The organism is Pseudomonas sp. CFBP2511 (genome assembly GCF_030209255.1).
GTDB classification, from domain to species: Bacteria; Pseudomonadota; Gammaproteobacteria; order Pseudomonadales; family Pseudomonadaceae; genus Aquipseudomonas; species Aquipseudomonas avellanae.
Genome location: NZ_JARVSI010000004.1, coordinates 171,979 through 196,111, shown reverse-complemented (window position 1 = coordinate 196,111; position 24,133 = coordinate 171,979). Strand labels below are relative to the sequence as shown.

Here is a 24,133-nt window from a genome sequence, read left to right as displayed (position 1 = left end):
AATGCATGGTTTGTTTGCGCGGCGCCGAAGGCGCCCTGTCTTCAATTATTGAGTCTGCACCACCGGCGCGTCCACGGGCTTGATCGTATCTTCGCGGATCACAGCGCCAAACTGCTGGAGCATCTGCTGGATGTACGGGTCAGCCTGAATCGAGGCTTCGGCCTGACGCTGGCGTTCGGTGCGCAAGCGTGAAGCGGCCTGGGCAGGGGTTTCCTGCTCGGGCTTGATCAGCTCGATACTCAGGTTGATCGTGCGCCCATGGTACTGGTTCAACGCATCGTTCAAGCGGCGCTGTTGCGTGGAGTTGAACAGCGCGCTGTGCGCCGGGTCCAGGTGCAGCAGCCAGTTGTCGCCATCGACCGCTATCAATGTGCAGTTGGCGGCGATGCTGCCGGTCATGCCGGAGATTGGCAGTTTGGGAAACACTTCAAGCCAATCGGCAGCAAGACCGGTGGCCGGCATGGCGGCCGGAGCAGGCTCGGGCTCAACGGCCTCGAGCTCGACGACGCTGTCGTGGGCCAGTTCATCCAGATAGCTGTACGACGCCGGGTCGATGTCGATGTCCGGCTCGACGTAATCATCGTCCGCTGGCGGTTCGTCATCGCGGTCCATCGGGGCGGACAGATAGGCTGAGTCAGGAATCGCTTCGAGCATCGCAGGCGTGACCTGCTGTTCCTCAACCGGCGGCGACGGCTGGCCCTGCGGCGCATCCGGCACGGGGCTGGCGGGCGCAGGGGCTGGCATCGGCGTGAGGTCCGGCTGCTCGGAAACCGTTTCCAGAACCGGTTCGGCTACCGGCTCAGGCTGGGGCTCTGCTTCAACTTCTGCCACAGGATCGGGCTCGGGCTCGGGCTCGGCAGGCTTTTCGGCCACCGGCGCTTTCGGCTCGTTCCACGGCAGATCGATTTCTTCGACCGGCGCAGGCTTGGGTTCAGGCTGCGGCTCAGGCTCGGGTTTGATTTGCGGCGCAGGCTCGGCTTTTGCCTCTGGCTGAACAGCAGCAGCCGGCGCCGGCGCATACGCAGGCGGCTGCGCTTCGAAGGCCGGGTCAGGCGCAGCCACGACCGGCGGCGTCGAAGCGGGCGATGCAACAGGTGTCGCATCAGCCACCGTTTTGCGGGAATCAGCCGTGGCCTGGCTGATCCCCACTGGCTTTAGCGGTTGCCTGGGAGCGTCTTCGCTGTCAGCCGGACGAAACGCCAGCATGCGCAGCAGGACCATCTCGAAACCGCCACGCGGGTCCGGTGCCAGCGGCAGGTCACGACGGCCGATCAGGCCCATCTGGTAATAAAACTGCACGTCTTCGGCGGGCAGTGCCTGCGCCAGGGCCAGCACCCGGTCGCGGTCGCCATGGCCGTTGTCGACGCCTTCGGGCAACGCCTGGGCAATTGCCACGCGGTGCAGCACGTTGAGAATTTCCGAGAGTACGCCATTCCAGTCAGGCCCCTGCTCGGCCAGATGGCGCACGGCTTCCAGCACACCACGGGCGTCACCTTCCAGCAGCGCGGTCAGCACATCGAAAACCTGGCCGTGATCCAGCGTGCCGAGCATGGCGCGCACATCGGCCGCCATGACCTTGCCTTCACCAAAGGCAATCGCCTGATCGGTGAGGCTCATGGCATCGCGCATCGAACCGTCGGCAGCGCGCCCGAGCAACCACAGCGCGTCATCTTCAAACGGCACGTTTTCGACGCCCAGCACGTGGGTCAGATGCTCGACAACGCGCTCGGGCGTCATGTTTTTCAGGGAAAACTGCAGGCAGCGCGACAGAATGGTCGCCGGCAACTTTTGCGGATCAGTGGTGGCCAGAATGAACTTGACGTAGGGCGGCGGCTCTTCAAGCGTCTTGAGCAAGGCATTGAACGAGTGGCTGGAGAGCATGTGCACTTCGTCGATCAGGTAGACCTTGAAGCGTCCGCGACTGGGCGCGTACTGCACGTTGTCCAGCAGCTCGCGGGTGTCTTCGACCTTGGTGCGGCTGGCGGCGTCGATCTCGATCAGGTCGACAAAACGGCCTTCGTCGATCTCCTTGCACACCGAACAGGTGCCGCAGGGCGTCGAGGTGATGCCGGTTTCGCAGTTCAGGCACTTGGCGATGATCCGCGCAATGGTGGTCTTGCCGACGCCTCGCGTACCTGTAAACAGATAGGCGTGGTGCAGGCGCTGGCTGTCCAGCGCGTTGATCAGGGCCTTGAGCACATGGGCCTGGCCGACCATTTCGCGGAACGAGCGCGGACGCCATTTACGTGCAAGAACCTGATAACTCATTGAAAACCGTCGCAACTGGTAAGCGGAAGACCGCCAATGCTAGCCGAGCAGGGGCAAAATTGCATCCGGTGTCCGTCTCTATTGTGTCTACGCTAGCTAAATGGATGAATTGAAGCGCTGTATCCGGGCTCTTGCACGGCCTCAAACTGCCCGTGCGATCGTGATCGCGACGGGCCTGTTGCTCTCATTCTTGCAAACCAGCCAGGCGGGGCAGGCATCGCTGCGCTTTGCGGTAAACGAGGGCTGGAGCATGCCGATGATGCACATCACCGACTACCAGCCCGAATCCGGCATTCTGTTCGATATCATGCAAAGCCTTGCGCATCAGGTGGGCAGAGAAGCTGAGTACCACGTCATGCCGCGCCTGCGCATTCAAGGGGCGCTTGAGCGCGACGAAGTGGACATCCATTGCTACAGCGCCCAGGCATGGTATCCCGACCTGTCAGGCGACTATTTATGGAGCCTGCCGATTCTCTACCAGCGCGACTGGCTGGTGGCCTCGGCCGAGACCGCTGCCGGGCCTTACCCCGAGCAGTTCGATACCGAGACCGTCGGCACCGTGCTGGGCTACAACTACCCTGCCCTGCAGCACCTGTTCGACAGCCACCAGTTGAATCGTGAAGACGCACGCACTCAAAGCCAGACGCTGGGCAAGTTGATGGCAGGACGCTACAACTACGCCGTGACCAATCAGTTGATCCTCGACTGGACCAATCGCAGCCTGCCCACCGGCAAAAAACTCAAGCCTATTGCCCTGGTTGCTGACCAGCCCGCAGCCTGCCTGATTCGTAACAACCCGGACCTGCCGGTGAACAGGATTCTGCGCACACTGGTACGAATGCGTATGTCGGGAGAAATCCAGCGAATCATCGATCGCTACACCGCGCCACTTGCGCCTTGATACCCCGGCAACGTGTAGCAATACCGTCACATTTCATCGCTACGCTCGCCTGAAATCTTTGGTAACAAACTAACCAGCGCGGGTATTCGGCATGAGCGACAAACCAGAAGACGAAAACACCAACGAGAACCCCGGCCGCCGTCGTTTTCTCGGTGGTATGGCAGCCTTGGGCGCAGGTGTGACGCTCAGTGGTTACGTCTCGGCTCATGAAAGACCGCCCGCAGAGGCTGAAAAACATCATCTGGTCGGACCGGCGCTGGACCGTGCACTGCGTGAAAACGTCAAGACCGTGGTGGTCATCTACGCCGAAAACCGCAGCTTCAATAACCTGTTCGGGAATTTCCCGGGCGTGCAGAAACCCCTGTCTTCCGTCAGGCCTGCCGATTATGTGCAGCGCGACCGCAATGGCACCCTGCTGGACAAACTGCCGCCGGCCTGGGGCGGTGTCCTGCAAGTCGGGCCGCAGACCGTCGACGGCGTGACCTACCCGGTGGGCGTGCAGTTTCAGGAAAACCTGCCTAACGCGCCCTTCCCGCTCAAGGGACCCAACGCCGAGGACCTGCCGCTGAGCCTGGTCACCCGCGACCTGTGGCACGTTTTCTATCAGAACCAGATGCAGATCAACGACGGCAAGAACGACCGGTTCGTCGCCTGGGCCGATGCCGGCGGGCTGACCATGGGCAACTACGCGCAGACGCAGTACTCGTTGCGTCTGTGGGACGTCGCCAAGGAATTCGTGCTGTGCGATAACTTCTTTCAGGGTGCATTCGGCGGTTCGTTCCTCAACCATCAATACCTGATCTCGGCCACTGCGCCGATCTACCCGAACGCCGCCGACTCGCCTGCAAAGTCGCAGATCGCCTCGTTGCAGAGCATGAATCCGCTGGACTCGCGCCTCAAACCACTGGACAAGTCACCCGCCAGCGCCATGGAAGGGCCTCCACAGTTCGGCCCCAGCGCCATCACCCCGGACAACTACGCCGTCAACACCCTGGCCCCGCCGTACTGGCCAACCTGGCTGCGCGACCCGCAGAACCCGGATTACTCCAAACCGGACCTGGCCAACGTGCTGGTGCCGCAAAGCCACGAGCACATCGGTGACAAGCTGTCGAAAAGGAATGTCGACTGGGCCTGGTACGCCGGGGCCTGGCAGGTGACGCTGGATGAATTCAAGGACTCCACCGGCATCCCGAAAATCCCCAACTTTCAATACCATCACCAGCCGTTCAACTACTTCAAACAGCAAGGCCCGCAGAACCCTGAGGAGCGTAAGAAGCGCCTGCGCGATGGCGGCCTGGGCGACGAATCGAGCACCAATCGCTTCCTCGCGGACGCAGAAGCGGGCAAGTTGCCTGCCGTGGCCTTCTACAAACCTCAGGGCAACCTGAACATGCACGCAGGTTATGCCGACGTGGCGTCGGGTGACCGGCACATCGACCGGGTGATCAAGGTGCTGCGCAACAGCCCACAGTGGGACAACATGGTCATCGTCGTCACGGTCGACGAGAACGGCGGCTGGTGGGACCACGTCGCACCGCCCAAAGGCGACCGCTTCGGCCCCGGTACGCGTATTCCGGCACTGGTGATTTCACCGTTCGCGCGCAAAGGCAAAGTGGACCACACGGTTTACGACACGGCCTCGATCCTGCGCCTGATCACCCGCGTTCACGGCCTGGAAAAACTCGACGGCCTGAAACGCCGCGACGAAGCGATGATCGCGCGCGGCCAGGCGCCCATGGGCGACCTGACCAACGCCCTGCACTTTCCCGCCTGATAAAACTGCTTACGCGTTAGCGTCGGCAGCTTCCAGCGCGGTGTGCCGTGAGGTTTTCACAGGTGGCAAGGACGCCACGTACACCGTGCGGGACGGGAATGCGAAACGCACATCCATCTCGGCAAAGGCTTCCATGATCTCGAGATTGATCGCCTGCTGCACATCCATATAGACGTTATAGCTGGGGTCGAGAACGATAAAGACCGTCTCGAACTCCAGCGACGTCTCGCCAAAGCCACGGAAATGCGAGCGGTCGAAGCGCGCCAGCTTCTGCGCGTTGATGATCTTCTCGACCTTCTTCGGCACTTCGCGCACCTGATCGGCAGAGCAGTCATAGGTGAGCCTGAAGTCAAAGACGATGCGTCGTTCCTGCAAGCGTTTGTAGTTCTGAATGGTGCTGTTGATCATGTCCGCGTTGGCCATCACGATCTGTTCGCCACCCAGGCTGCGAATGCGCGTGGTCTTCAGGCCGACGTGCTCGACCGTACCCGCTAGCGCCCCGACGACGATGAAATCGCCGATCTCGAACGGCTTGTCCACTGCAATCGACAGCGAGGCAAAGACGTCACCGAGGATGTTCTGCACCGCCAGCGCCACTGCAATACCGCCAACCCCGAGACTGGCCACAAACGCGGTGATATTGACCCCGACGTTGGACAGCATCGCCATCACCACCGTTGCCCACAACAACACCTTCGCGCCCCAGAGACTCAGGGTCGCCAAGGCACTGCCCTGAAAGGTTTCATCGGTGTTATGGCGAACGAAATAGCGCTGCAACGCCAGGGCGATTGCCCGGTTCGCCCACAGCCCGACCTGCAACGCCGCGACCACGAACCACAAACTGCTCACTCGCCCAAGCCAACGCTCCGGCAGATCAAGCATACCGATGCCGACCAGAATCGACGCCAGCAGCAACAGCGTATTACTGGTGCCAGACAGCACCTGCACAACGATGTAGCTCATATGCCGATTGGGCGTGACTGGCCGCGCGCGCATCTTTCGCAGCACAAAGCCGATAACACCCCTGACCAGCAAAAAGCTCATGGTCGAGACAAAAACCGCAACTATCCAGTTAGCGAGCGAAATACCCAGAAATTCTGAGTCTGTGAAAAATCTGATGATGTCCTGTTCCATCCGGCCCCCGGCTCCGATGCTGCGAGAAGCCTGACCGAAAAGCCCGTGACACCCGCAGCGACCTGAATTGCCCCTTGCCGTAAAACGGTTTCAAGCGACGCGTAAGGGGGTTAGGCGATGTGTGGGGGTGAGGGTTCAGTTTGATTTGGCTGGTGGCTGACGGCGCGACAATGACAGCGCACACCCTCTGCCTGTCAAAACCGACCGACTGACGGAACCGCTCTTCAACTGGTTGCCACCAAGGCCCCGGTCATTGGGAAATCAAACACGGCTATTTAAAACGCCTGCGAGGCGGCCCCAACTTTGAACCATCCATTTACCCGGAGGAAATGCCTATGATCAATAGCATCCGTGGCGGAGCGGGCACATCGGCCTATCACATCCAGCCCCAGCCATTTGATGAGTTGAAACTGAAGCCTGAAGTCATTGAGAAAAAGACGGAAAGACTCAAGGATAAGGGATATTTCAGCGTTCGTATGTCGGAGCCTACGAAAAGCTATTTGCATCAGCGAAGCACGCTCAGCAATCCCGCATGGCGAAACCAGACCGTAGGACAAGTCATCGACTTGACGGGAACGGACTATGAGCGCTCGGTCACGGCAGTGGCAAAAGACATTGCAACGAGACTTACCGGGAAACAGGAACAACTGAAACCACAAGAATTTCAGCTGCGGCGGGCCAAAAATCAGGGGGCGGATAAATGGCACCAGGATAAGGAGCCGAAAAAGGTCATCTGCATCGCAACCGTTGAAGGCCGAGGCACCGAGTTCATCAAGCCATCAGAATCGAAAAAGCTTTTTGAAACAGGGGAATACGCAGAAATGATCCCCAAAAATGCCGAAGCTGACGCACAAAAAACCGCCGAAGCTATCGCAAAAAAAACCAACGAAGCCAAGAAAGACCGCTTCTACTTCTTTGCAGGCAAAGGCATCACTGAAGAAAGCATTCCCAAGCTGGTTCATCGCTCACCGCATGAAAGCGGTAGGGCCATTTTCATGGCGCGCTGGAAGTAAGACAGGACACGCAGGATCAACCGCTGGATTATAAACATCCGGCGGTTATCTCTGCGTGTCGGGCAGACGGTTTTACAAATGCACGAAGTTCTCGCCGGCTCAACACGCCGTCGAAACAGGAATGAATTGATATTTCATTGGCAGGGCTTTTTCAAAAAATACCTTGAGATAGGTGGTGCCCCCACCAGCCACACCCCGGCACACAATGTTCCCGCTGTGGCTGCTTCCTTCCGGATCTGACCAGGTTCACGGGTAATCGTTGCGGGGGGACCGATGGGGTCACCATAACGACGCTCGCCAGTGGCGAGCCGCGCCATTGTACCGGTCTTGCGCGAGTTTACAACCGTTGCCCTGGATAAAAATTTCGATAGCGCTCAAGCACTTGTGTACCGGGGCCGAAACGCAAATCCGCCTTCACCGGCAGTGCTTCAAATCCTCGAAATACCCCCGCACGATCCTGTACCCTGCCCGCCTCAATAATAATCAGCCAGCAGGTTGCTCATGCAGACTCGATTGGTCGGCTACCACGATCTCGATCCACACCAGTGCCAGCAGCTGGAAAAACTGGAAGTCACGCCGGAACAGACGCAGTTCTCCGGCGACATCTATACGGCGCTCAATACGCTTCTGGTCAATCCCAATCCGAACGTTTGCGGCTTCGTGCTTCTGGCCGATGAGAGGCCTGTGGGCTTTTTTCTGCTCAAGCGTGGCGACTGCCTGCCGCACTGGGCTCAGGAAGAACTGGCTGCGACGCTGCATGCCTTGCAGATCGACCGCCGTGAACAGGGCAAAGGGTTGGGCAAGGCATGCCTGCAGGCGTTGCCTGCCGCACTGAGTCTGAAATGGCCGGACATCACGCAGTTGATGCTCTCGGTGGACGCCGACAACAGCGCTGCCATCGGGCTTTATGTGGGTCAGGGCTGGATTGACACCGGAGAGGCGTATCGCGGACGGATCGGTTTCGAGCGCAGGCTGGTATTGAAGCTTTGATACGGAGTTTGAGCGCGCGCCTGACATCCCGGGATGTCAGGCGCTGCCTGGGTTATTGAGCCAACAAGACCTCATCGGCCTTGCCGCCTGCATCCTGAATGACCAAGTGGATGAAGTGCAGCTTGGCAATCACCGCCGGCGGCAGCACGAACGGATAGAAATCCGGCTGCCCCATGCTGCGTGACAGCTCGTTGAGCATGCTTGCCAGCTCGATCCAGGCATTGACGAACGACAGGAACGCCGGGCCGCCGGGGTGCTGTGGATCGTAGAGGACTTCCAGCGGAAATGGCTGGTAGTCGAGCTCCATGTCGCGGGCGCTCATGCCAAAGCCCAACGCGGTATCGACCGCATCCATCATGTGCAGGTAATGAGCCCAGGTTTCGGCCCAGTCTTCCCACGGGTGCATGGTGGCGTAGGCACTGACGAAGCTTTCCTGCCAGTTGTCGGGCGCGCCGTTCTTATAGTGGTGATCGAGCGCATCGGCGTAGCTGGCGCGCTCGTCGCCGAACAGGTTGCGGCAACCGTCCTGCCAGCGGGTATCGGCAATCAGCCGATCCCAATAGTAGTGACCGACTTCGTGGCGGAAGTGGCCGAGCAAGGTGCGATACGGTTCGTGCATCTGCACGCGCATGGCTTCGCGGTGTGCATCGTCGGCTTCTTCGATGTTCAGCGTGATCAGGCCATTGGCGTGGCCGGTGGTCGGCAGCTTGCCTTCCAGATCGACGCCGACAAAGTCAAAGGCCAGGCCGGTTTCTTCATCGACGGTCTTGGGGATGACTTGCAGACCCAGTGAAATCAATTGCGCGACCAGGCGGCGCTTGGCGGTCTCGACCTTGCGCCAGCGCTCGCCGTTTTCGACGATGGACAGGTCGGGAATGGTCCGATTGAGACTGCATGCCACGCAAAACTCACCGGCGTTGTGCGCCGGAAATAACCAGTTGCACGCCGCTGGCGTGTCTAGGTTGGCGCAACGCCGATACAGGCCTGCGCCCGGCTCGTCACTCAAGCGCCAGGTCACGGCGTCAGGACCCGCTTCAAGTGCAGCCACCCGGCTCTGCTCTGGCAGATAACCCAGCGCCGCCGAACAGGCCAGGCATTGAGAATTGGGGAAAAACACCGACTGGCCGCAGGTGCACTGCCAGACCTTGCTGTTACGTTTGGATTCGCCGACAAATGGGGCGGTAATGCGTGAACTCAATTGCTCGAAAAAGCGATACATGGCGATCTCCCGTTGGCCTTGCATGGACTAGATCATGCCGACGCTGCAGGGGTTCAAAATATTATCGAGCGGCGGAGACGGACAGTGTTGGCGGCGTTTTTTGTGGGCGAAAACGGTGCGTCGGTGGGGTCTGGCACTACCCATGCAAGATCGGACGCAGAGCGTCCAGCACGGCGCACCGACGCGGAGCGTCGGCACGATAATCAAAGGCTGGAAACTGCATGCTTACGCGCAGTGCATCGCACGATAGTCGAGATTATCGTTCCAACGCTACAGCGCTCAGCGTTACACACACGTCCTGATGACCGCGCAAAACAGGGCTTTTGAGGTGCCGGGCGCACCGGTTTTACTGTCGGCTCACGACAGTTCGCGGACAAGCGGAGCTTCGCCCGGTCCGCCTCCACAGCGGACAAGTGCGTAGGCATGCATCACCGGCCTTGCTCAATCAACCGCTACGCCCAGTTCGGTCAGGCGCTTGAGCAGTGCCTCTTCGTCCAGCACGGTCAGGCCCAGTTCGTTGGCTTTGGTCAGTTTGGAACCCGCACCTGGCCCGGCGACCACGGTGTGGGTCTTGGCCGATACCGAGCCGGACACCTTGGCCCCAAGGCTTTCGAGTTTTTCCTTGGCCACGTCGCGACTCATGCGTTCCAGCGAACCGGTCAGCACCCAGGTCTGGCCTGCCAGCGGCAAGCCTTCGACGGTTTTTTTCTCGCTGCGCCAATGCATGCCGAAGTCCTTGAGCTGGGCTTCGATGGCGCGGGCGCGTTCGGCGTTGGCGTTGTCGTCGAAGAAGTCGCGGACCGATTTGGCCTGTTTCTCCGGCAGCGTCTGGCGCATGTCCAGCCAGTCAGCGCTGATGACCGCCTCCAGCGTGCCGAACCGGTCAGCCAGTTTCTGTGCAGCACCCGGCCCTACAGATGGAATGTGCAGCTTGTCGATCAGGCCTTCCAGCGTGGTGCTGGCGGCAAACTCTGCACCCAGCTCACCCTGATCCTGCAATTGCAGACCGCACTCGCCCAGCAGCGCGTCGATGACGTTGCGGTTGTGCTCATCCTCGAAGAAGCTGTGAATTTCGTAAGCGACTTCCAGACCGACATCCGGCAGATACGTCAACACCTCCGGCAGTGCCTGTTTGACGCGGTCCAACGACGCCAGTGAGCGCGCCAGTACCTTGGCCGTCTCCTCCCCTACATCGGGAATACCCAGGGCATAGATGAAGCGCGCCAGGGTCGGCTGTCGGCTGTCGGCAATCGCCTTGAGCAGCTTGTTGCTGGAGATTTCAGCAAAACCCTCCAGGTCGATGATCTGTTCGTATTTCAGTTTGTACAGGTCGGCAGGCGAACCAATGAGCTTTTCATCGACCAGTTGCTCGATGGTCTTGTCGCCCAGGCCTTCGATGTCCATTGCCCGACGCGACACATAGTGAATGATCGCCTGCTTGAGTTGCGCACCACAGGCCAGCCGTCCGACGCAGCGATACACCGCGCCTTCGGTGACGGTTTCCTTGCCCTTGCTGCGTTTGACCAACTGCGTGCGCTCGACATGCGAGCCGCACACCGGGCAGCTTTGCGGGACTTCGACCGGTTTGGCGGTTTCGGGGCGACGCTCGACGACGACCTGCACTACCTGCGGAATCACGTCACCGGCGCGACGGATAATCACCGTGTCGCCAATCATCAGCCCCAGCCGCGCCACTTCATCCATGTTGTGCAGCGTGGCGTTGGCGACCATGACACCGGCAACCTTGACCGGCTTGAGGCGCGCGACCGGCGTGACCGCGCCGGTGCGGCCGACCTGAAATTCAACGTCCAGCAGTTCGGTCAGCTCTTCCATGGCCGGAAACTTGTGGGCAATCGCCCAGCGTGGCTCGCGGGCACGAAAGCCCAGTTCGCGCTGCGCCGCCAGGTTGTTGACCTTGAAGACCACACCGTCGATCTCGTAGGTCAGCGAAAGACGTCGCTCACCAATGTCGCGGTAGTAAGCCAGACATTCCTCGACGCCGTCCGCCAGTTTCAGTTCGCGACTGACCGGCATACCCCATTTTTTTAACGTTTCAAGCACGCCGATGTGCGTGTCGGCAATTTCTGCCGAGGTCTGCCCCAGGCCATAACAGCAGAATTCCAGCGGACGGTTGGCGGTGATCTTCGAATCCAGCTGGCGCAGGCTGCCAGCAGCGGCGTTGCGCGGGTTGGCGAAGGTCTTGCCGCCGACTTCCAGCTGGCTGGCGTTGAGCCGCTCGAAACCGGCCTTGGACATGAACACTTCGCCGCGTACTTCCAGCAGCTCTGGCCAGCCCTTGCCTTGCAGCTTGAGCGGGATATTGCGCACGGTGCGCACATTGACGCTGATGTCTTCGCCCGTGGTCCCGTCGCCGCGCGTGGCACCGCGTACCAGTGCGCCGTCGCGGTACAGCAGGCTGACCGCCAGACCGTCCAGCTTGGGCTCGCAGCTGTATTGCACCTTGCCGCCTTCGCCAAACAGATCCCCGGCAGGCAGGTCCAGCCCTTCGGTTACACGGCGGTCGAACTCGCGCAGGTCGTTTTCTTCAAAGGCGTTGCCCAGGCTGAGCATGGCCATTTCGTGACGCACCTGGGTGAAAGCCGACAAGGCGGCACTGCCCACCCGCTGGGTCGGCGAATCGGGCGTGACCAGATGCGGGTTTTCTGCCTCAAGGGCCTTGAGCTCGTGGAACAGGCGGTCGTATTCGGCATCCGGGATGCTCGGCTCGTCCAGAACGTGATAGCGGTAGTTGTGCTGATCCAGCTCTGCACGCAGTTCCAGGATTCGGGTTTCGGCGGCCTTCATACGGTGTTCTCTCAAAAAGCAAAAAAGCAGCCGAGGCTGCTCATCTGTTGGTTCTGTTCTTTTTCAGTCCGGTTCCGCGCAAGGCATGCCCAAGCACACGCCTGGCACGGGACCGGTGCAATGACGCTTACCCGCGACGCTGGGTTAGCGCACGACGCTCGAACTCGACGATACGCTGGCGATAATGCTCGATGGTCTGCGCGGTCATGACACTGCGCTGGTCATCTTTCAATTCGCCATCCAGCTCGTGAGCCAGCTTGCGAGCAGCGGCAACCATCACATCAAAAGCCTGCTTGGGACGACGAGGGCCCGGCAAGCCAAGGAAGAAGCTCACTGCGCGGGTGCTGAAATGGTCGATGTCGTCCAGATCAAATACCCCGGGCTTGACCGCATTGGCCATCGAGAACAGCACTTCGCCGTTACCGGCCATGCTTTCGTGACGGTGGAAAATGTCCATCTCGCCAAAACGCAGACCGCTTTCCAGAATGTTCTGCAGCAACGCAGGGCCCTTGAAGCCGCCTTCATTACGCGAGATCACGCTGATGACCAGTACTTCTTCTACTGGTGGCAGGTCCTTGTCTTCGGTGATGCGCTGGGCCGGTTTATCATCCGGGAAATCGTCGTCGCGCGCCGTGAACAGGCTCGGGCCGTCCAGATCAAGATTAAGATCGCCCTGCTGCGGCTCGTCCTTACGCTTCTTGTCACCACGTTTTTCGCTGCCGGCACCGCGCTTGTTGTCACGCGGGTTGGCGCTCATCGACGGCAAATCATGCTCGTCAAGCTGCGGCTCCTTGTGCGTGTCCAGCACACGCGGCGGACCCAGCACTTCGGCAGACGTGGTTTCTTCTTCATCCGGAAGGTTGGAGAAGCTCCGATCCAGCCTGAATTTCAATTTGCCCTTGCCGCCGCGCATACGGCGCCAGCCATCAAAGAGAATACCGGCAATGACTATTATGCCGATGACGATCAGCCACTCGCGCAGACCGATTTCCATGTAATCCAGTGCCTCTAATGAAGAAATCTGAAAATAAGGGCCTAAACCCCTTTAATACGTGGTGCCAAGTCTATGTTCTGACTGGCATTTTGCCCACATGAAAATAAAAAAAGTGGCCACTAAACTAGCACGACCAAAGGTAACTTTACACCGTCTGTTACCTCTCTTCGCTGTGCATGTTGCCATCTATCGTACAAACGTCACATTTTCATACCGCAATTCTGCGTTTTCGCCGCCGTAACGAGCCCGATTCAAGCATCCACCAACGCCATGGCCTGCTCGACGTCCACCGCTACAAGCCTTGAACAGCCGGGCTCGTGCATCGTTACCCCCATCAGTTGATCGGCCATTTCCATGGCGATCTTGTTGTGGGTGATGTAGATGAACTGCACAGTTTGTGACATTTCTTTCACCAAACGCGCATACCGTCCCACGTTGGCGTCATCCAGTGGTGCATCGACCTCGTCAAGCATGCAGAACGGTGCAGGATTGAGCTTGAAGATGGCAAAAACCAGTGCCAGCGCCGTCAGTGCTTTTTCCCCACCCGACAGCAAATGGATGGTGCTGTTCTTCTTGCCAGGAGGACGCGCCATGATTGTCACCCCTGTATCGAGTAAATCTTCGCCTGTCAGTTCCAAATAAGCGGAGCCACCACCGAAAACTTTCGGGAAAAGTGCCTGAATTCCGCTATTTATCTGATCGAAGGTATCTTTGAAGCGGTTTCGGGTTTCCTTGTCGATCTTGCGAATGACGTTTTCCAGCGTGTCGAGCGCCTCCACCAGATCGGCGTCCTGCGCATCCAGATAACGCTTGCGCTCGGATTGCTGCTGATACTCGTCGATGGCGGCGAGGTTGATCGCGCCCAAGCGCTGACTGCGCCCGGCGATGCTTTCCAGCTGCTGCTCGGCGGCCTGCTCGCTGGCTTCCGATGTCAGGGTGGCGAGCACGCCGTGCAGGTCGTAGCCGTCTTCGTGCAACTGGTCCTGCAACGCGGTGCGGCGCACGCTCAGCGCCTGCCACTCCAGGCGTTGCTGCTCGAGCTGACCACGCAGCAGTTGCGATTGCTGCTCGGCCTGAGTACGGCGTTTCTCTGCTTCACGCAACTCACGATCGGCGTCTTCGAGTGCGTTTTTGGCGATGCGCATTTCGTCATCGACCACCATGCGCCGCTCCAGCAGCTCTTCAAGCTTGAGACGCAGCTCTTCAAGCGGCGCCTCGCCCTCCTCCAGGTTCAGGCTCAGTTGTTCGCGTTTTTCCGTCAGCCTTTCGGACTGCATGCGCAGGCGCTCCAGCGCCTGACGCGTCGAATCGTATTGCGCCTTGATCGAGCCCAGACGCACGGCCAACTGGTGGCTGTGATCCTTGTGTTGTCGCGCGTCCTGACGTATCCGGTCCAGACGCTCGCGCAGCGCATCACGCTGGGCCTGGAGCACTTCTCGCTGTTCGGTATCCAGCGCCATCGAATCCAGCGCATCCTGCAGTTGCAGGCGCGACTCCCCCAGATGCTCATGTTCCACAGAGCGCTGCTCGCCCAGCTCGGCCAGCTCTTCGTCCAGACGCGTGCGGCGCAGGGTCAACTGCTCGACTTTGACCCTGGCGGCCGACAGCTGCGCCTTGAGTTCGCTTTGCTGACGGGTTTCGTCCTGCACCCGACGACGCAGTTGCTCGCGGGCGTCTTCCTGCTGCGATTGTTGCTCGCGCAGGCTCAGTAATTGCTCTTCAAGGGATGCCAGGGTCGCTTCGCGCTCGTCGCGTTCCAGCCCCAGCCGCTGCAATTCCTGACCACGCGCCAACACGCCACTCTGCGCTTCGCTGGCACGTCGTACCCGCAAGAAGTGCCGGCCGACCCAGTAACCGTCGCGGCTGATCAGGCTTTGCCCGGCGCTCAGTTGCGTGCGGCGCGCCAGTGCTTCGTCCAGATTCTCGACGGGCATCACCTGACCCAGCCAGGCCGACAGATCGACCGTGCTTTCGACCTTTTCCAGCAAGCTGCCCGGCACCCGGACCGTGTCGGCACTGGCGCTGAGCAGGCGCAAATCGCCCTGCTGAAAGCTGGCCAGATCGAGCCCGTCAAAGTCATCGACCAGCACCGCCTGCAAATCGGCACCCAATACAGTTTCGACTGCCAACTCCCAGCCCGCCTCGACGCTCAACCCCTCGGCCAGGCGCGGGCGCTCGGCCAATTGCTGATCACGCAGCCATTCGGCGGTGCCAGTATCCGGATCGAGCGCAGCCTGTTGCAGGGCTTCCAGTGAAGCCAGTCGGCCGTTGAGGCGTTGCAGCTCGCCCTGGGCCTGCTGTTGTGCCTGACTGGCGTTCTGCAGGGCCTCGCGCAATTGCTCCAGACGCTCGACCGCTTGCTCTTCACCGATGTGCAGTTCTTCGAGGGTCATGTCTCGGGTCGCAAGGTCTTCGCTCAACTCGAGAATGGCCGCGTCTTCAGGGTCGGCCGTCAGCAGTTGCCGCTCCTCGGCCAGACGTCGCTGGCGCTCGGCCAGACGCTCGATGCTCTGTTCCAGTTGCTGAATACGTGACTGCTGGACCTGCGCCTGACGCTGTGGCTCGGCGGACTGTTGGTTGAAAACATCCCACTGTTCCTGCCAGCCCTGCATCGCCGACTCGGCATCTTCCAGCGCAATGGCCGATTCCTCGGCGGCGGCACTGGTCATTTCCTGCTCGGGCTCAAGCATTTCCAGCTCTTCGCCCAGGGTGGCGAGCAAGGTGCTGTCGTGGCCCAGGTGCGATTCGGTTTCCAGACGGGCGCGCTCGGCTTCGCGCAGGTCATCCTGCAACTGGCGCAGGCGCTGCTGACCGTGCTGAATGCTCTGCTCGACGCGGGCGATGTCGCCACCCACCGAATAGAAGCGTCCCTGCACCAGATTGAAGCGCTCGGACAGGTCATGATGCCCGTCGCGCAGGCGCTCGATGCTGGCATCGGCGCTGCGCTGATCGGCCACCAGTGCCTCGAAACCGACTTCCTGATTGCCGATCACCGCCTCGCGCTGCCCCACCTGCTCATTCAATGCCTGCCAGCGCAGGGCTGACAGTTGCGCCTTCAACTGGCGCTCTTCGGCCTTGTATTTCTGATACTTCTCGGCAGCCTGAGCCTGGCGGTGCAAGCGCTCCAGCTGGCGCTCGAGTTCTTCGCGAAGGTCCGTCAGGCGGGCGAGGTTTTCGTGGGTACGGCGGATACGGTTTTCGGTTTCCCGACGGCGCTCCTTGTACTTGGAGATGCCGGCGGCTTCTTCGATGAAGTTGCGCAGGTCCTCGGGCTTGGCTTCGATCAGCTTGGAGATCATGCCCTGCTCGATGATCGAGTAGCTGCGCGGTCCCAGGCCGGTACCGAGGAAGATGTCGGTGATGTCGCGACGACGGCACTTGGTGCCGTTCAGGTAATAGCTGTTCTGGCTGTCGCGGGTGACTTTGCGGCGAATGGAGATTTCTGCGTAGGCCGCGTACTCGCCGACCAGCGTGCCGTCGGAGTTGTCGAAGACCAGCTCGATGCTCGCCTGGCTGACCGGCTTGCGGCTGGTCGAGCCGTTGAAAATGACGTCGGTCATGGACTCGCCGCGCAGGTTCTTGGCCGAGCTTTCGCCCATGACCCAGCGCACGGCGTCGATAATATTGGATTTGCCGCACCCGTTGGGGCCGACGACAGCCGCCATGTTGCTGGGGAAGTTCACCGTGGTGGGGTCGACGAAAGATTTGAACCCCGCCAGTTTGATGCACTTCAGGCGCATGCGTCAGCTCGCTTCCAGAGCGGACAGCACGAGCTGGCAACTGCGCTGACAGTAGCGGGTCAGCACCACGCGAATCTGCGCCAGATCGCGCGCCAGGACGGCGGCGAGCATGTCACCGAACAGCGCCAGATACTCGCTCATTTCAGCCTTGCGCTGCTCAAGCGCCAGAAAATAGCTGCGACTCATCGAAGGCTGCAGGTTCTCGACGGTTTCTTCAAGGTACAGGTTGTTGGCGAACGGATAGGCCGCGCGCATCACGTTGAAGCTCTCTTCGACGAACATCCTGACGTCCTGCTGCTCGAAACTGGCCTGCAGGCGCTGCTGGCTCTGCAGAAACGGCGCGAGCTCGTCTTCACTCTGCCAGCGCTGTGCGACGGCATTGGCCAGCAGGATATACAGCTCGCTCATCAGGTTGCACAGGCTGGTGACGTTGTGGGCATTGAGCACGGTCACTTGTGCGCCACGACGCGGCAGGATCACCACCAGATGGCGGCGTTCGAGGATCAATAATGCTTCGCGCACAGAGCCACGACTGACGTTCAACGCCTGCGTGACTTTCTGCTCCTGAATGCGCTCTCCAGGCTTGAGCTCACCGCGAATGATCCGCTCGGCAAGGTGATGAGCAATTTGCTCAGCGAGGCTGTCCGGGGCCTTGAACGTCATGACTATCCTTCAAAAAAGCTGTTCTGCACGCAAGTCGCGGAGTGTATCGCAACCGATGCGGGTGGCGCAGGGCCATAGAGGAGGAAACTGGCACGAAATACGCAAAACCTTGAATTATCCTTGGCTCGATACACGGGAGCCTGTGCAAGCGTAATCGGAAAGCCGAGGGAAAGCCGATTTCCTGACTTAAGAGTCAGAAACAAATTGACCCAATTGGCAGAGCTGATAGATTCATCGATATGTCCGATGACAACACATGTGAGGGCTTTGCGCCGTGATTCAGTTCCTTTTGAACCAAGAGCTAAAAACCGAGCGCAGCCTGAATCCGAACATGACCGTGCTGACCTACCTGCGAGAGCAGGCACACAAGCCCGGTACCAAGGAAGGTTGCGCCAGTGGTGACTGTGGCGCCTGTACGGTGGTCGTCGGCGAGCTGCACAGCGACGCAGACGGCCAGCAGCAACTGCGCTATCGCAGCGTCAATTCATGCCTGACCTTTGTCGCCTCGCTGCACGGCAAGCAGTTGATCAGCGTTGAAGACCTCAGGCACCAGGGCCAGTTGCACAGCGTGCAAAAGGCGATGGTCGAATGCCACGGCTCGCAATGCGGCTTTTGCACGCCTGGGTTTGTGATGTCGCTGTTTGCCCTGCAAAAAAACAGCAGCGACGCCAACGCGCATCAGGCCCATGAAGCATTGGCCGGCAACTTGTGCCGCTGTACCGGTTATCGACCGATTCTGGCCGCTGCCGAGCAGTCTTGCAGTCAGCGTGTGCCAGACCAGTTCGATCAGCGTCAGGCGCAGACTATAGAGCGCCTGCGCGCGATCACGCCAAGTCAGACCGGCGAACTCAATGATGGTGAAAAGCACTGCCTGATTCCGCTGACCGTGGCCGACCTCGCCGATCTGTATCAGGCCAACCCGCAAGCGCGTCTATTGGCGGGCGGCACCGATCTGGCGCTGGAAGTCACACAATTCCACAAAGCACTGCCCGCGATGATCTACGTTGGACATATCGCCGAAATGAAACGTGTCGAACGCTTCGACGACCGTCTGGAGATCGGTGCAGCCACGCCACTGACCGATTGCTACGCAGCGCTGAAGGCTCAATACCCGGACTTCGGCGAACTGCTGCAGCGCTTTGCTTCGCTGCAGATCCGCAATCAAGGCACGCTGGGCGGCAACATCGGCAATGCCTCCCCCATCGGCGACTCCCCGCCGCTGCTGATCGCCCTCGGTGCACAGATCGTGCTGCGCAAAGGCGACACCCGCCGTACGCTGGCGCTGGAAGATTATTTCATCGACTACAAGGTCACCGCCCGCCAGCCAGGCGAGTTCATCGAGAAGATCATCGTGCCGACCGCCAACCCCCGGCAGGTCTTCCGGGCCTATAAAGTCTCCAAGCGCCTGGATGACGATATTTCTGCGGTGTGTGCGGCGTTTCGTCTGAATATAGAAGGCGGCGTGATCCGCGAAGCCCGCGTGGCCTACGGCGGCATGGCGGCAATCCCGAAACGTGCAGCGAACTGCGAGCAGGCCTTGGTCGGCCAGCCATGGAACAACGACACCGTCGAACAGGCCTGCGCTGCGCTGAAAGAAGATTTCAGCCCACTGTCGGACTTTCGCGCCAGCAAGGAGTACCGCCTGTTGAGCGCGCAGAACCTGCTGCGCAAATATTTCATCGAATTGCAGACCCCGGCCATCGCAACGCGGGTGACCGACTATGTCTGAGCATTCCTCCCCCCTCACCCAGGCCGACATGCTGGCCCTGTTTCAACAGGACCTGAGCACCGGCGTCGGCAGCAGCGTGAAGCACGACAGCGCCGACAAACATGTGTCCGGCGAAGCGGTGTACATCGATGATCGCCTTGAGTTTCCCAATCAACTGCACGTTTACGCGCGCCTCTCGGACCGCGCCCATGCGCGCATCGTCAGCATTGATACCGCGCCCTGCCATGCGTTTGAAGGCGTAAGAATCGCGATTACCCACGAAGACATTCCCGGCCTGAAAGACATCGGCCCGCTGCTGCCCGGCGACCCGTTGCTGGCCATCGACAAGGTGGAATTCGTCGGCCAGCCGGTGCTTGCGGTTGCCGCGCGGGATCTGGACGTCGCGCGTCAGGCAGCGATGGCGGCAATCATCGAATACGAAGACCTGGAGCCGGTGCTGGATGTGGTTCAGGCCTTGCGTCAGAAGCATTTCGTGCTCGACAGCCACACCCACAAGCGCGGCGATTCGGCGACGGCTCTGCAAGGCGCAACCCACCGTTTGCAGGGCAACCTGCACATTGGCGGCCAGGAACATTTCTACCTGGAAACCCAGATCTCCTCGGTCATGCCGACTGAAGACGGCGGCATGATTGTCTATTGCTCGACCCAGAACCCCACGGAAATCCAGAAGCTGGTGGCTGAGGTGCTGAACGTGCCGATGAACCGCATTGTGGTCGATATGCGGCGCATGGGTGGTGGCTTCGGCGGCAAGGAAACTCAGGCCGCCAGCCCGGCGTGCCTGTGCGCAGTGATTGCGCGGCTGACCGGTCAGCCGACCAAGATGCGCCTGCAACGCTTCGAAGACATGCAGATGACCGGCAAGCGCCACCCGTTCTACATCGAATACGACGTGGGCTTTGACGATAACGGTCGCCTGCAAGGCATCCAACTGGATCTGGCCGCCAACTGCGGCTATTCGCCAGACCTGTCGGCCTCGATTGTCGACCGCGCAATGTTCCATGCCGACAACGCCTATTACCTGGGCGAAGCAACCATCAACGGCCATCGCTGCAAGACCCACACGGCGTCCAACACCGCGTACCGGGGCTTTGGCGGCCCGCAAGGCATGGTGGCCATCGAAGAAGTCATGGACTGTATCGCACGTTTTCTGGGCAAGGACCCGTTGGCGGTCCGCAAGGCCAACTACTACGGCAAGACCGAACGTAACGTCACCCATTACTACCAGACCGTCGAGCACAACCTGCTGGAAGAAATGACGGCGGATCTGGAACAGAGCAGCCAGTACGCCGAGCGCCGCGAGGCCATCCGGGTTTTCAACGCCAGCAGCCCGATCCTGAAAAAAGGCCTGGCGCTGACGCCGGTAAAATTCGGCATCTCGTTCACCGCCAGCTTTCTCAATCAGGCGGGGGCGCTGATCCACATTTACACCGACGGCAGCATCCACCTGAACCACGGCGGCACCGAGATGGGCCAGGGTTTGAACACCAAGGTCGCGCAAGTCGTGGCTGAAGTGTTTCAAGTTGATATTGACCGCATTCAGATCACCGCGACCAACACCGACAAGGTGCCGAACACCTCGCCGACGGCGGCGTCCAGCGGCACCGACCTGAATGGCAAGGCGGCGCAAAATGCCGCTGAAATTCTCAAGCAACGTCTGGTTGAATTTGCCGCGCGGCATTACAACGTGGCAGAAACCGGGGTCGAGTTTCGTAACGGTCATATACGGATCGGAGAGATTGTCCTGCCCTTTGCCGAGTTGGCTCAACAGGCATGGATGGGTCAGGTTTCGCTATCCAGTACCGGTTATTACAAGACGCCGAAGATCTTCTACGACCGCAGCCAGGCGCGTGGCCGGCCGTTCTATTACTTCGCGTTCGGTGCGGCCTGCGTCGAGGTGATCGTCGACACCCTGACCGGTGAATACAAGACCTTGCGCACTGACATCCTGCATGACGTCGGCGCGTCGCTGAACCCGGCCATCGACATCGGTCAGGTCGAAGGCGGCTACATTCAGGGCGCTGGCTGGCTGACCACCGAAGAGCTGGTGTGGAACGATAAAGGCAAACTGATGACCAGCGGGCCGGCGTCTTACAAGATCCCGGCGGTGGCCGACATGCCGCTGGATTTGCGGGTCAAGCTGGTGGAAAACCGCAAGAACCCGGAAGACACGGTGTTCCATTCCAAGGCCGTGGGCGAACCGCCGTTCATGCTCGGCATCGCCGCGTGGTGCGCAATCAAGGACGCCGTGGCAAGCCTGGGTGATTATCGCCATCAACCGAACATCGACGCCCCGGCGACGCCGGAAAAGGTGTTATGGGGCTGTGAGCAGATGCGTCAGAACGGTGGCACGCGTCGTTTATCAAATGAGCAGGCCGAGCTGATTGGTTCAAGTGCTGTGACGGCCTCTTCGCCAGCAAGCGAAGCGCCGCCCGGCTCTCCAAAGCGTCAGTTCATGACCCCGACAGGGAGCAAAAATGACTAACTGGATCAGCGCCCTGGCCGAGCTTCAGGCCCGCAGCGAACCGGGCATTCTGATAACCATCATCGAAGAGTTGGGCTCGACGCCGCGCAATGCCGGGTCAAAAATGGTGGTCTGCGCCGAGTGCATCTACGACACCATCGGCGGCGGGCATCTGGAATACAAGGCCATGGAAATTGCCCGCGAAATGCTCGCCAGCGGCACCCGGCAGACGCGACTGGAACGCTTCAACCTCGGCGCGAGTCTTGGTCAGTGCTGCGGCGGCGTCAACGTGCTGCTGTTCGAACCGATGGGCGAGCCCGTTGCGCAGATTGCCGTGTTCGGCGCCGGTCATGTCGGCCGTGCGCTGGTGCCGTTGCTGGCCAGCCTGCCCTGCCGGGTACGCTGGATCGACGCCCGTGAGCACGAATTCCCCGAATCAATGCCAGAAGGCGTGCTGAAAATCGTCAATGACGAGCCGGTCGATGAGGTCGCGCAGTTGCCGGTCGGCACTTACTGCATCGTCATGACCCACAACCATCAGCTCGACCTGGAACTGACCGCTGCCATCCTCAAGCGCGGGGATTTCGGCTATTTCGGGCTGATCGGCTCGAAAACCAAGCGGGTCAAGTTCGAGCACCGCTTGCGTGAACGCGGTTTCGACGCCAGCCTGCTGCAACGCATGCGCTGCCCGATGGGCCTGGCCGAGGTCAAAGGCAAGCTGCCCATCGAGATTGCGGTGTCCATCGCCGCCGAAGTCATCGCCACCTATAACGTCAGCTTTGGCCAGCATAGTGCCAACGCCGAACCTATCGCCAAGCTGCTGCCCGCGTCACGCCGCAGCCAGTCGCAATGGCCGCAGCCAGTCACAACGAGAGTGCCATGAGTTCAGTTTCCAACCGTAAAGCCTACCGCGCCGCCATCGTTCACAGCATTGCCGACCCGGCTGAAGTGGCAATTGAAGCGTCTTATGCGTATTTCGCCGACGGCCTGCTGCTGGTCGAGGATGGCAAGATAGTTGCGCTGGGCCATGCCGCCGATCTGCTGGGCAGCCTGGGCAGTGACGTGGAGCTGATCGAGTATCAGGACGCGCTGATCACGCCGGGCTTCATCGACACGCACATTCACCTGCCGCAAACCGGCATGATCGGCGCGTATGGCGAGCAACTGCTGGACTGGCTGAACACTTACACCTTCCCCTGCGAAAGCCAGTTCGCCGACCCCGAGCATTCTGCCGAGGTGGCGGATATCTTCATCAAGGAATTGCTGCGCAACGGCACCACCACGGCGCTGGTGTTCGGCAGCGTGCACAAAGAGTCGGTGGAGGCATTTTTCAGTGCGGCGCAGGCGCTTGATCTGCGCATGATCGCCGGCAAGGTGATGATGGATCGTAACGCGCCGGATTATCTGGTTGATACGCCAGAATCCGGCTACGCCGACAGCAAGGCGCTGATCGAGCGCTGGCATGGCAAGGGTCGCCTGAGCTACGCCGTGACCCCGCGCTTCGCACCGACCAGCAGCCCGGAACAGCTGAGCCTGGCAGGCCAGTTGTTGACTGAATACCCCGGTTTGTACCTGCAGACCCACATCAGCGAAAACCTTCAGGAAATCGAGTGGGTCAAGGCGCTGTTTCAGGAGCGCAAGCACTACCTGGACGTCTACGACCACTTCAACCTGTTGAGCGAACGCTCGGTGTTTGCCCACGGCGTGCACCTGTGCGACGAACAATGCGCGCGGCTGGCGCAAACCGGCTCGGCCATCGCCTTCTGCCCGACCTCCAACCTGTTTCTGGGCAGCGGCCTGTTTAACCTCCCGATGGCCGAGAAGCACAAAGTCAATGTCGGCCTGGGCACCGATGTGGGCGGCGGCACCAGCTTCTCGATTCTGCAGACGCTGAACGAAGCCTACAAAGTCATGCAAATGCAGGGCGCACGGCTCAGCCCGCTCAAATCACTTTACCTGGCGACCCTGGGCGGCGCGCGGGCGCTGCGCCTGGAAGACAAGGTCGGCAGCCTCAAACCGGGCAACGAGGCCGACTTTCTGGTGCTCGATTACAACGCAACACCGCTGCTGTCGTACCGGCTAAAACAGGCGAAAAGTATTGAAGAGATTCTGTTCGTGCTGATGACGATTGGCGATGACCGGACAGTGAAGCATACGTGGTCGGGTGGGCGGTTGGTGCATGAGCGGGGTTGAACTCTCGTCTCTCACACGCAGTGGACGATAGTGATTTATCGTTCCCTACGCTCCAGCGTAGGAATGCAGGTCGCGACGCTCTGCGTCGCAAAGAGGACGCGCAGCGTCCGGAACGGCATGACGACGCAGAGCGTCGCACGATAGTTGAGGTAGTTCAGGTTATCGTTCCCTACGCTCCGCGTGGGAATGCAGGTCGCGACGCTCTGCGTCGCAAAGAGGACGCCGAGCGTCCCGAACGGCATGCGACGC

The 24,133-nt window shown here is 60.2% G+C and carries 15 protein-coding genes and 1 other RNA gene; 8 read left to right on the top strand and 8 right to left on the bottom strand.

Translation table 11 applies throughout. The features are described from left to right. Positions 1 to 45: 45 nt before the first annotated feature. Positions 46 to 2,268 (bottom strand): DNA polymerase III subunit gamma/tau, encoded by a 2,223-nt coding sequence (gene dnaX / locus QRN38_RS03700; protein WP_057419319.1) that lies wholly within the window; start codon positions 2,266 to 2,268, stop codon positions 46 to 48. Between the two features lie 100 nt (positions 2,269 to 2,368). Here dnaX and QRN38_RS03695 point away from each other — a divergent pair, with 100 nt between their 5' ends. Both QRN38_RS03695 and QRN38_RS03690 read left to right on the top strand, forming a co-directional pair. After that, positions 2,369 to 3,169 (top strand): substrate-binding periplasmic protein, encoded by an 801-nt coding sequence (locus tag QRN38_RS03695; RefSeq protein ID WP_057419318.1) that lies wholly within the window; start codon positions 2,369 to 2,371, stop codon positions 3,167 to 3,169. A 91-nt stretch (positions 3,170 to 3,260) separates the two neighbouring features. Beyond that, a complete protein-coding gene (locus tag QRN38_RS03690; RefSeq protein WP_011104648.1) occupies positions 3,261 to 4,943 on the top strand; it encodes an acid phosphatase in 1,683 nt (560 codons plus the stop codon). A gap of 9 nt (positions 4,944 to 4,952) precedes the next feature. Here QRN38_RS03690 and QRN38_RS03685 read toward each other — a convergent pair whose 3' ends face one another. Beyond that, on the bottom strand, positions 4,953 to 6,077 hold the full coding sequence (locus QRN38_RS03685; protein WP_007245264.1) for a mechanosensitive ion channel family protein: 1,125 nt from the start codon (positions 6,075 to 6,077) through the stop codon (positions 4,953 to 4,955). 335 nt (positions 6,078 to 6,412) lie between these two features. Between QRN38_RS03685 and QRN38_RS03680 the strand changes: the two genes are divergently transcribed. Beyond that, positions 6,413 to 7,090, top strand: a complete 678-nt coding sequence (locus QRN38_RS03680) for a type III effector HopAZ1 (RefSeq protein ID WP_057419317.1) — start codon at positions 6,413 to 6,415, stop codon at positions 7,088 to 7,090. 179 nt (positions 7,091 to 7,269) lie between these two features. Here the strand turns inward: QRN38_RS03680 and ffs are convergent. Next, an RNA gene (gene ffs, locus QRN38_RS03675) (signal recognition particle sRNA small type) lies at positions 7,270 to 7,366 on the bottom strand. Positions 7,367 to 7,591: 225 nt separating this feature from the next. On the opposite strand from ffs, the gene QRN38_RS03670 reads away from it, so the two are divergent. Further along, the gene (locus QRN38_RS03670; protein ID WP_005765287.1) at positions 7,592 to 8,080 is read left to right on the top strand and encodes a GNAT family N-acetyltransferase; all 489 of its coding nucleotides are present in this window, start codon (positions 7,592 to 7,594) and stop codon (positions 8,078 to 8,080) included. 52 nt (positions 8,081 to 8,132) lie between these two features. Here the strand turns inward: QRN38_RS03670 and QRN38_RS03665 are convergent, their stop codons facing one another. The 5 genes from QRN38_RS03665 to QRN38_RS03645 form a co-directional block, all read right to left on the bottom strand. Beyond that, entirely contained in the window at positions 8,133 to 9,299 is a 1,167-nt protein-coding gene (locus QRN38_RS03665) for a zinc-binding metallopeptidase family protein (protein ID WP_005765290.1), read from the bottom strand. Positions 9,300 to 9,740: 441 nt separating this feature from the next. Further along, the gene (gene ligA / locus QRN38_RS03660; RefSeq protein ID WP_057419316.1) at positions 9,741 to 12,104 is read right to left on the bottom strand and encodes an NAD-dependent DNA ligase LigA; all 2,364 of its coding nucleotides are present in this window, start codon (positions 12,102 to 12,104) and stop codon (positions 9,741 to 9,743) included. A gap of 127 nt (positions 12,105 to 12,231) precedes the next feature. Next, a complete protein-coding gene (gene zipA / locus QRN38_RS03655; RefSeq protein ID WP_003376124.1) occupies positions 12,232 to 13,098 on the bottom strand; it encodes a cell division protein ZipA in 867 nt (288 codons plus the stop codon). A gap of 251 nt (positions 13,099 to 13,349) precedes the next feature. Further along, positions 13,350 to 16,838: a chromosome segregation protein SMC gene (smc, locus tag QRN38_RS03650; protein ID WP_057419315.1), complete on the bottom strand. Its 3,489-nt coding sequence runs from the start codon at positions 16,836 to 16,838 to the stop codon at positions 13,350 to 13,352. 3 nt (positions 16,839 to 16,841) lie between these two features. Beyond that, the gene (locus QRN38_RS03645) at positions 16,842 to 17,501 is read right to left on the bottom strand and encodes a GntR family transcriptional regulator (RefSeq protein ID WP_005765300.1); all 660 of its coding nucleotides are present in this window, start codon (positions 17,499 to 17,501) and stop codon (positions 16,842 to 16,844) included. A gap of 274 nt (positions 17,502 to 17,775) precedes the next feature. Here QRN38_RS03645 and xdhA point away from each other — a divergent pair, with 274 nt between their 5' ends. From xdhA to guaD, 4 genes are read left to right on the top strand one after another with little or no spacing between them, the layout of a single operon-like run. Next, positions 17,776 to 19,230, top strand: coding sequence for a xanthine dehydrogenase small subunit (xdhA, locus tag QRN38_RS03640; protein WP_057419314.1), 1,455 nt, complete (start codon positions 17,776 to 17,778; stop codon positions 19,228 to 19,230). Next, a complete protein-coding gene (xdhB, locus tag QRN38_RS03635; RefSeq protein WP_122290372.1) occupies positions 19,223 to 21,712 on the top strand; it encodes a xanthine dehydrogenase molybdopterin binding subunit in 2,490 nt (829 codons plus the stop codon). The genes xdhA and xdhB overlap by 8 nt, the downstream gene beginning before the upstream one ends. Next, on the top strand, positions 21,705 to 22,574 hold the full coding sequence (xdhC, locus tag QRN38_RS03630) for a xanthine dehydrogenase accessory protein XdhC (RefSeq protein WP_057418435.1): 870 nt from the start codon (positions 21,705 to 21,707) through the stop codon (positions 22,572 to 22,574). Before xdhB ends, xdhC begins: the two co-directional genes overlap by 8 nt. Next, a complete protein-coding gene (guaD, locus tag QRN38_RS03625; protein WP_057418436.1) occupies positions 22,571 to 23,884 on the top strand; it encodes a guanine deaminase in 1,314 nt (437 codons plus the stop codon). Before xdhC ends, guaD begins: the two co-directional genes overlap by 4 nt. The last annotated feature ends 249 nt before the right edge of the window (positions 23,885 to 24,133 follow it).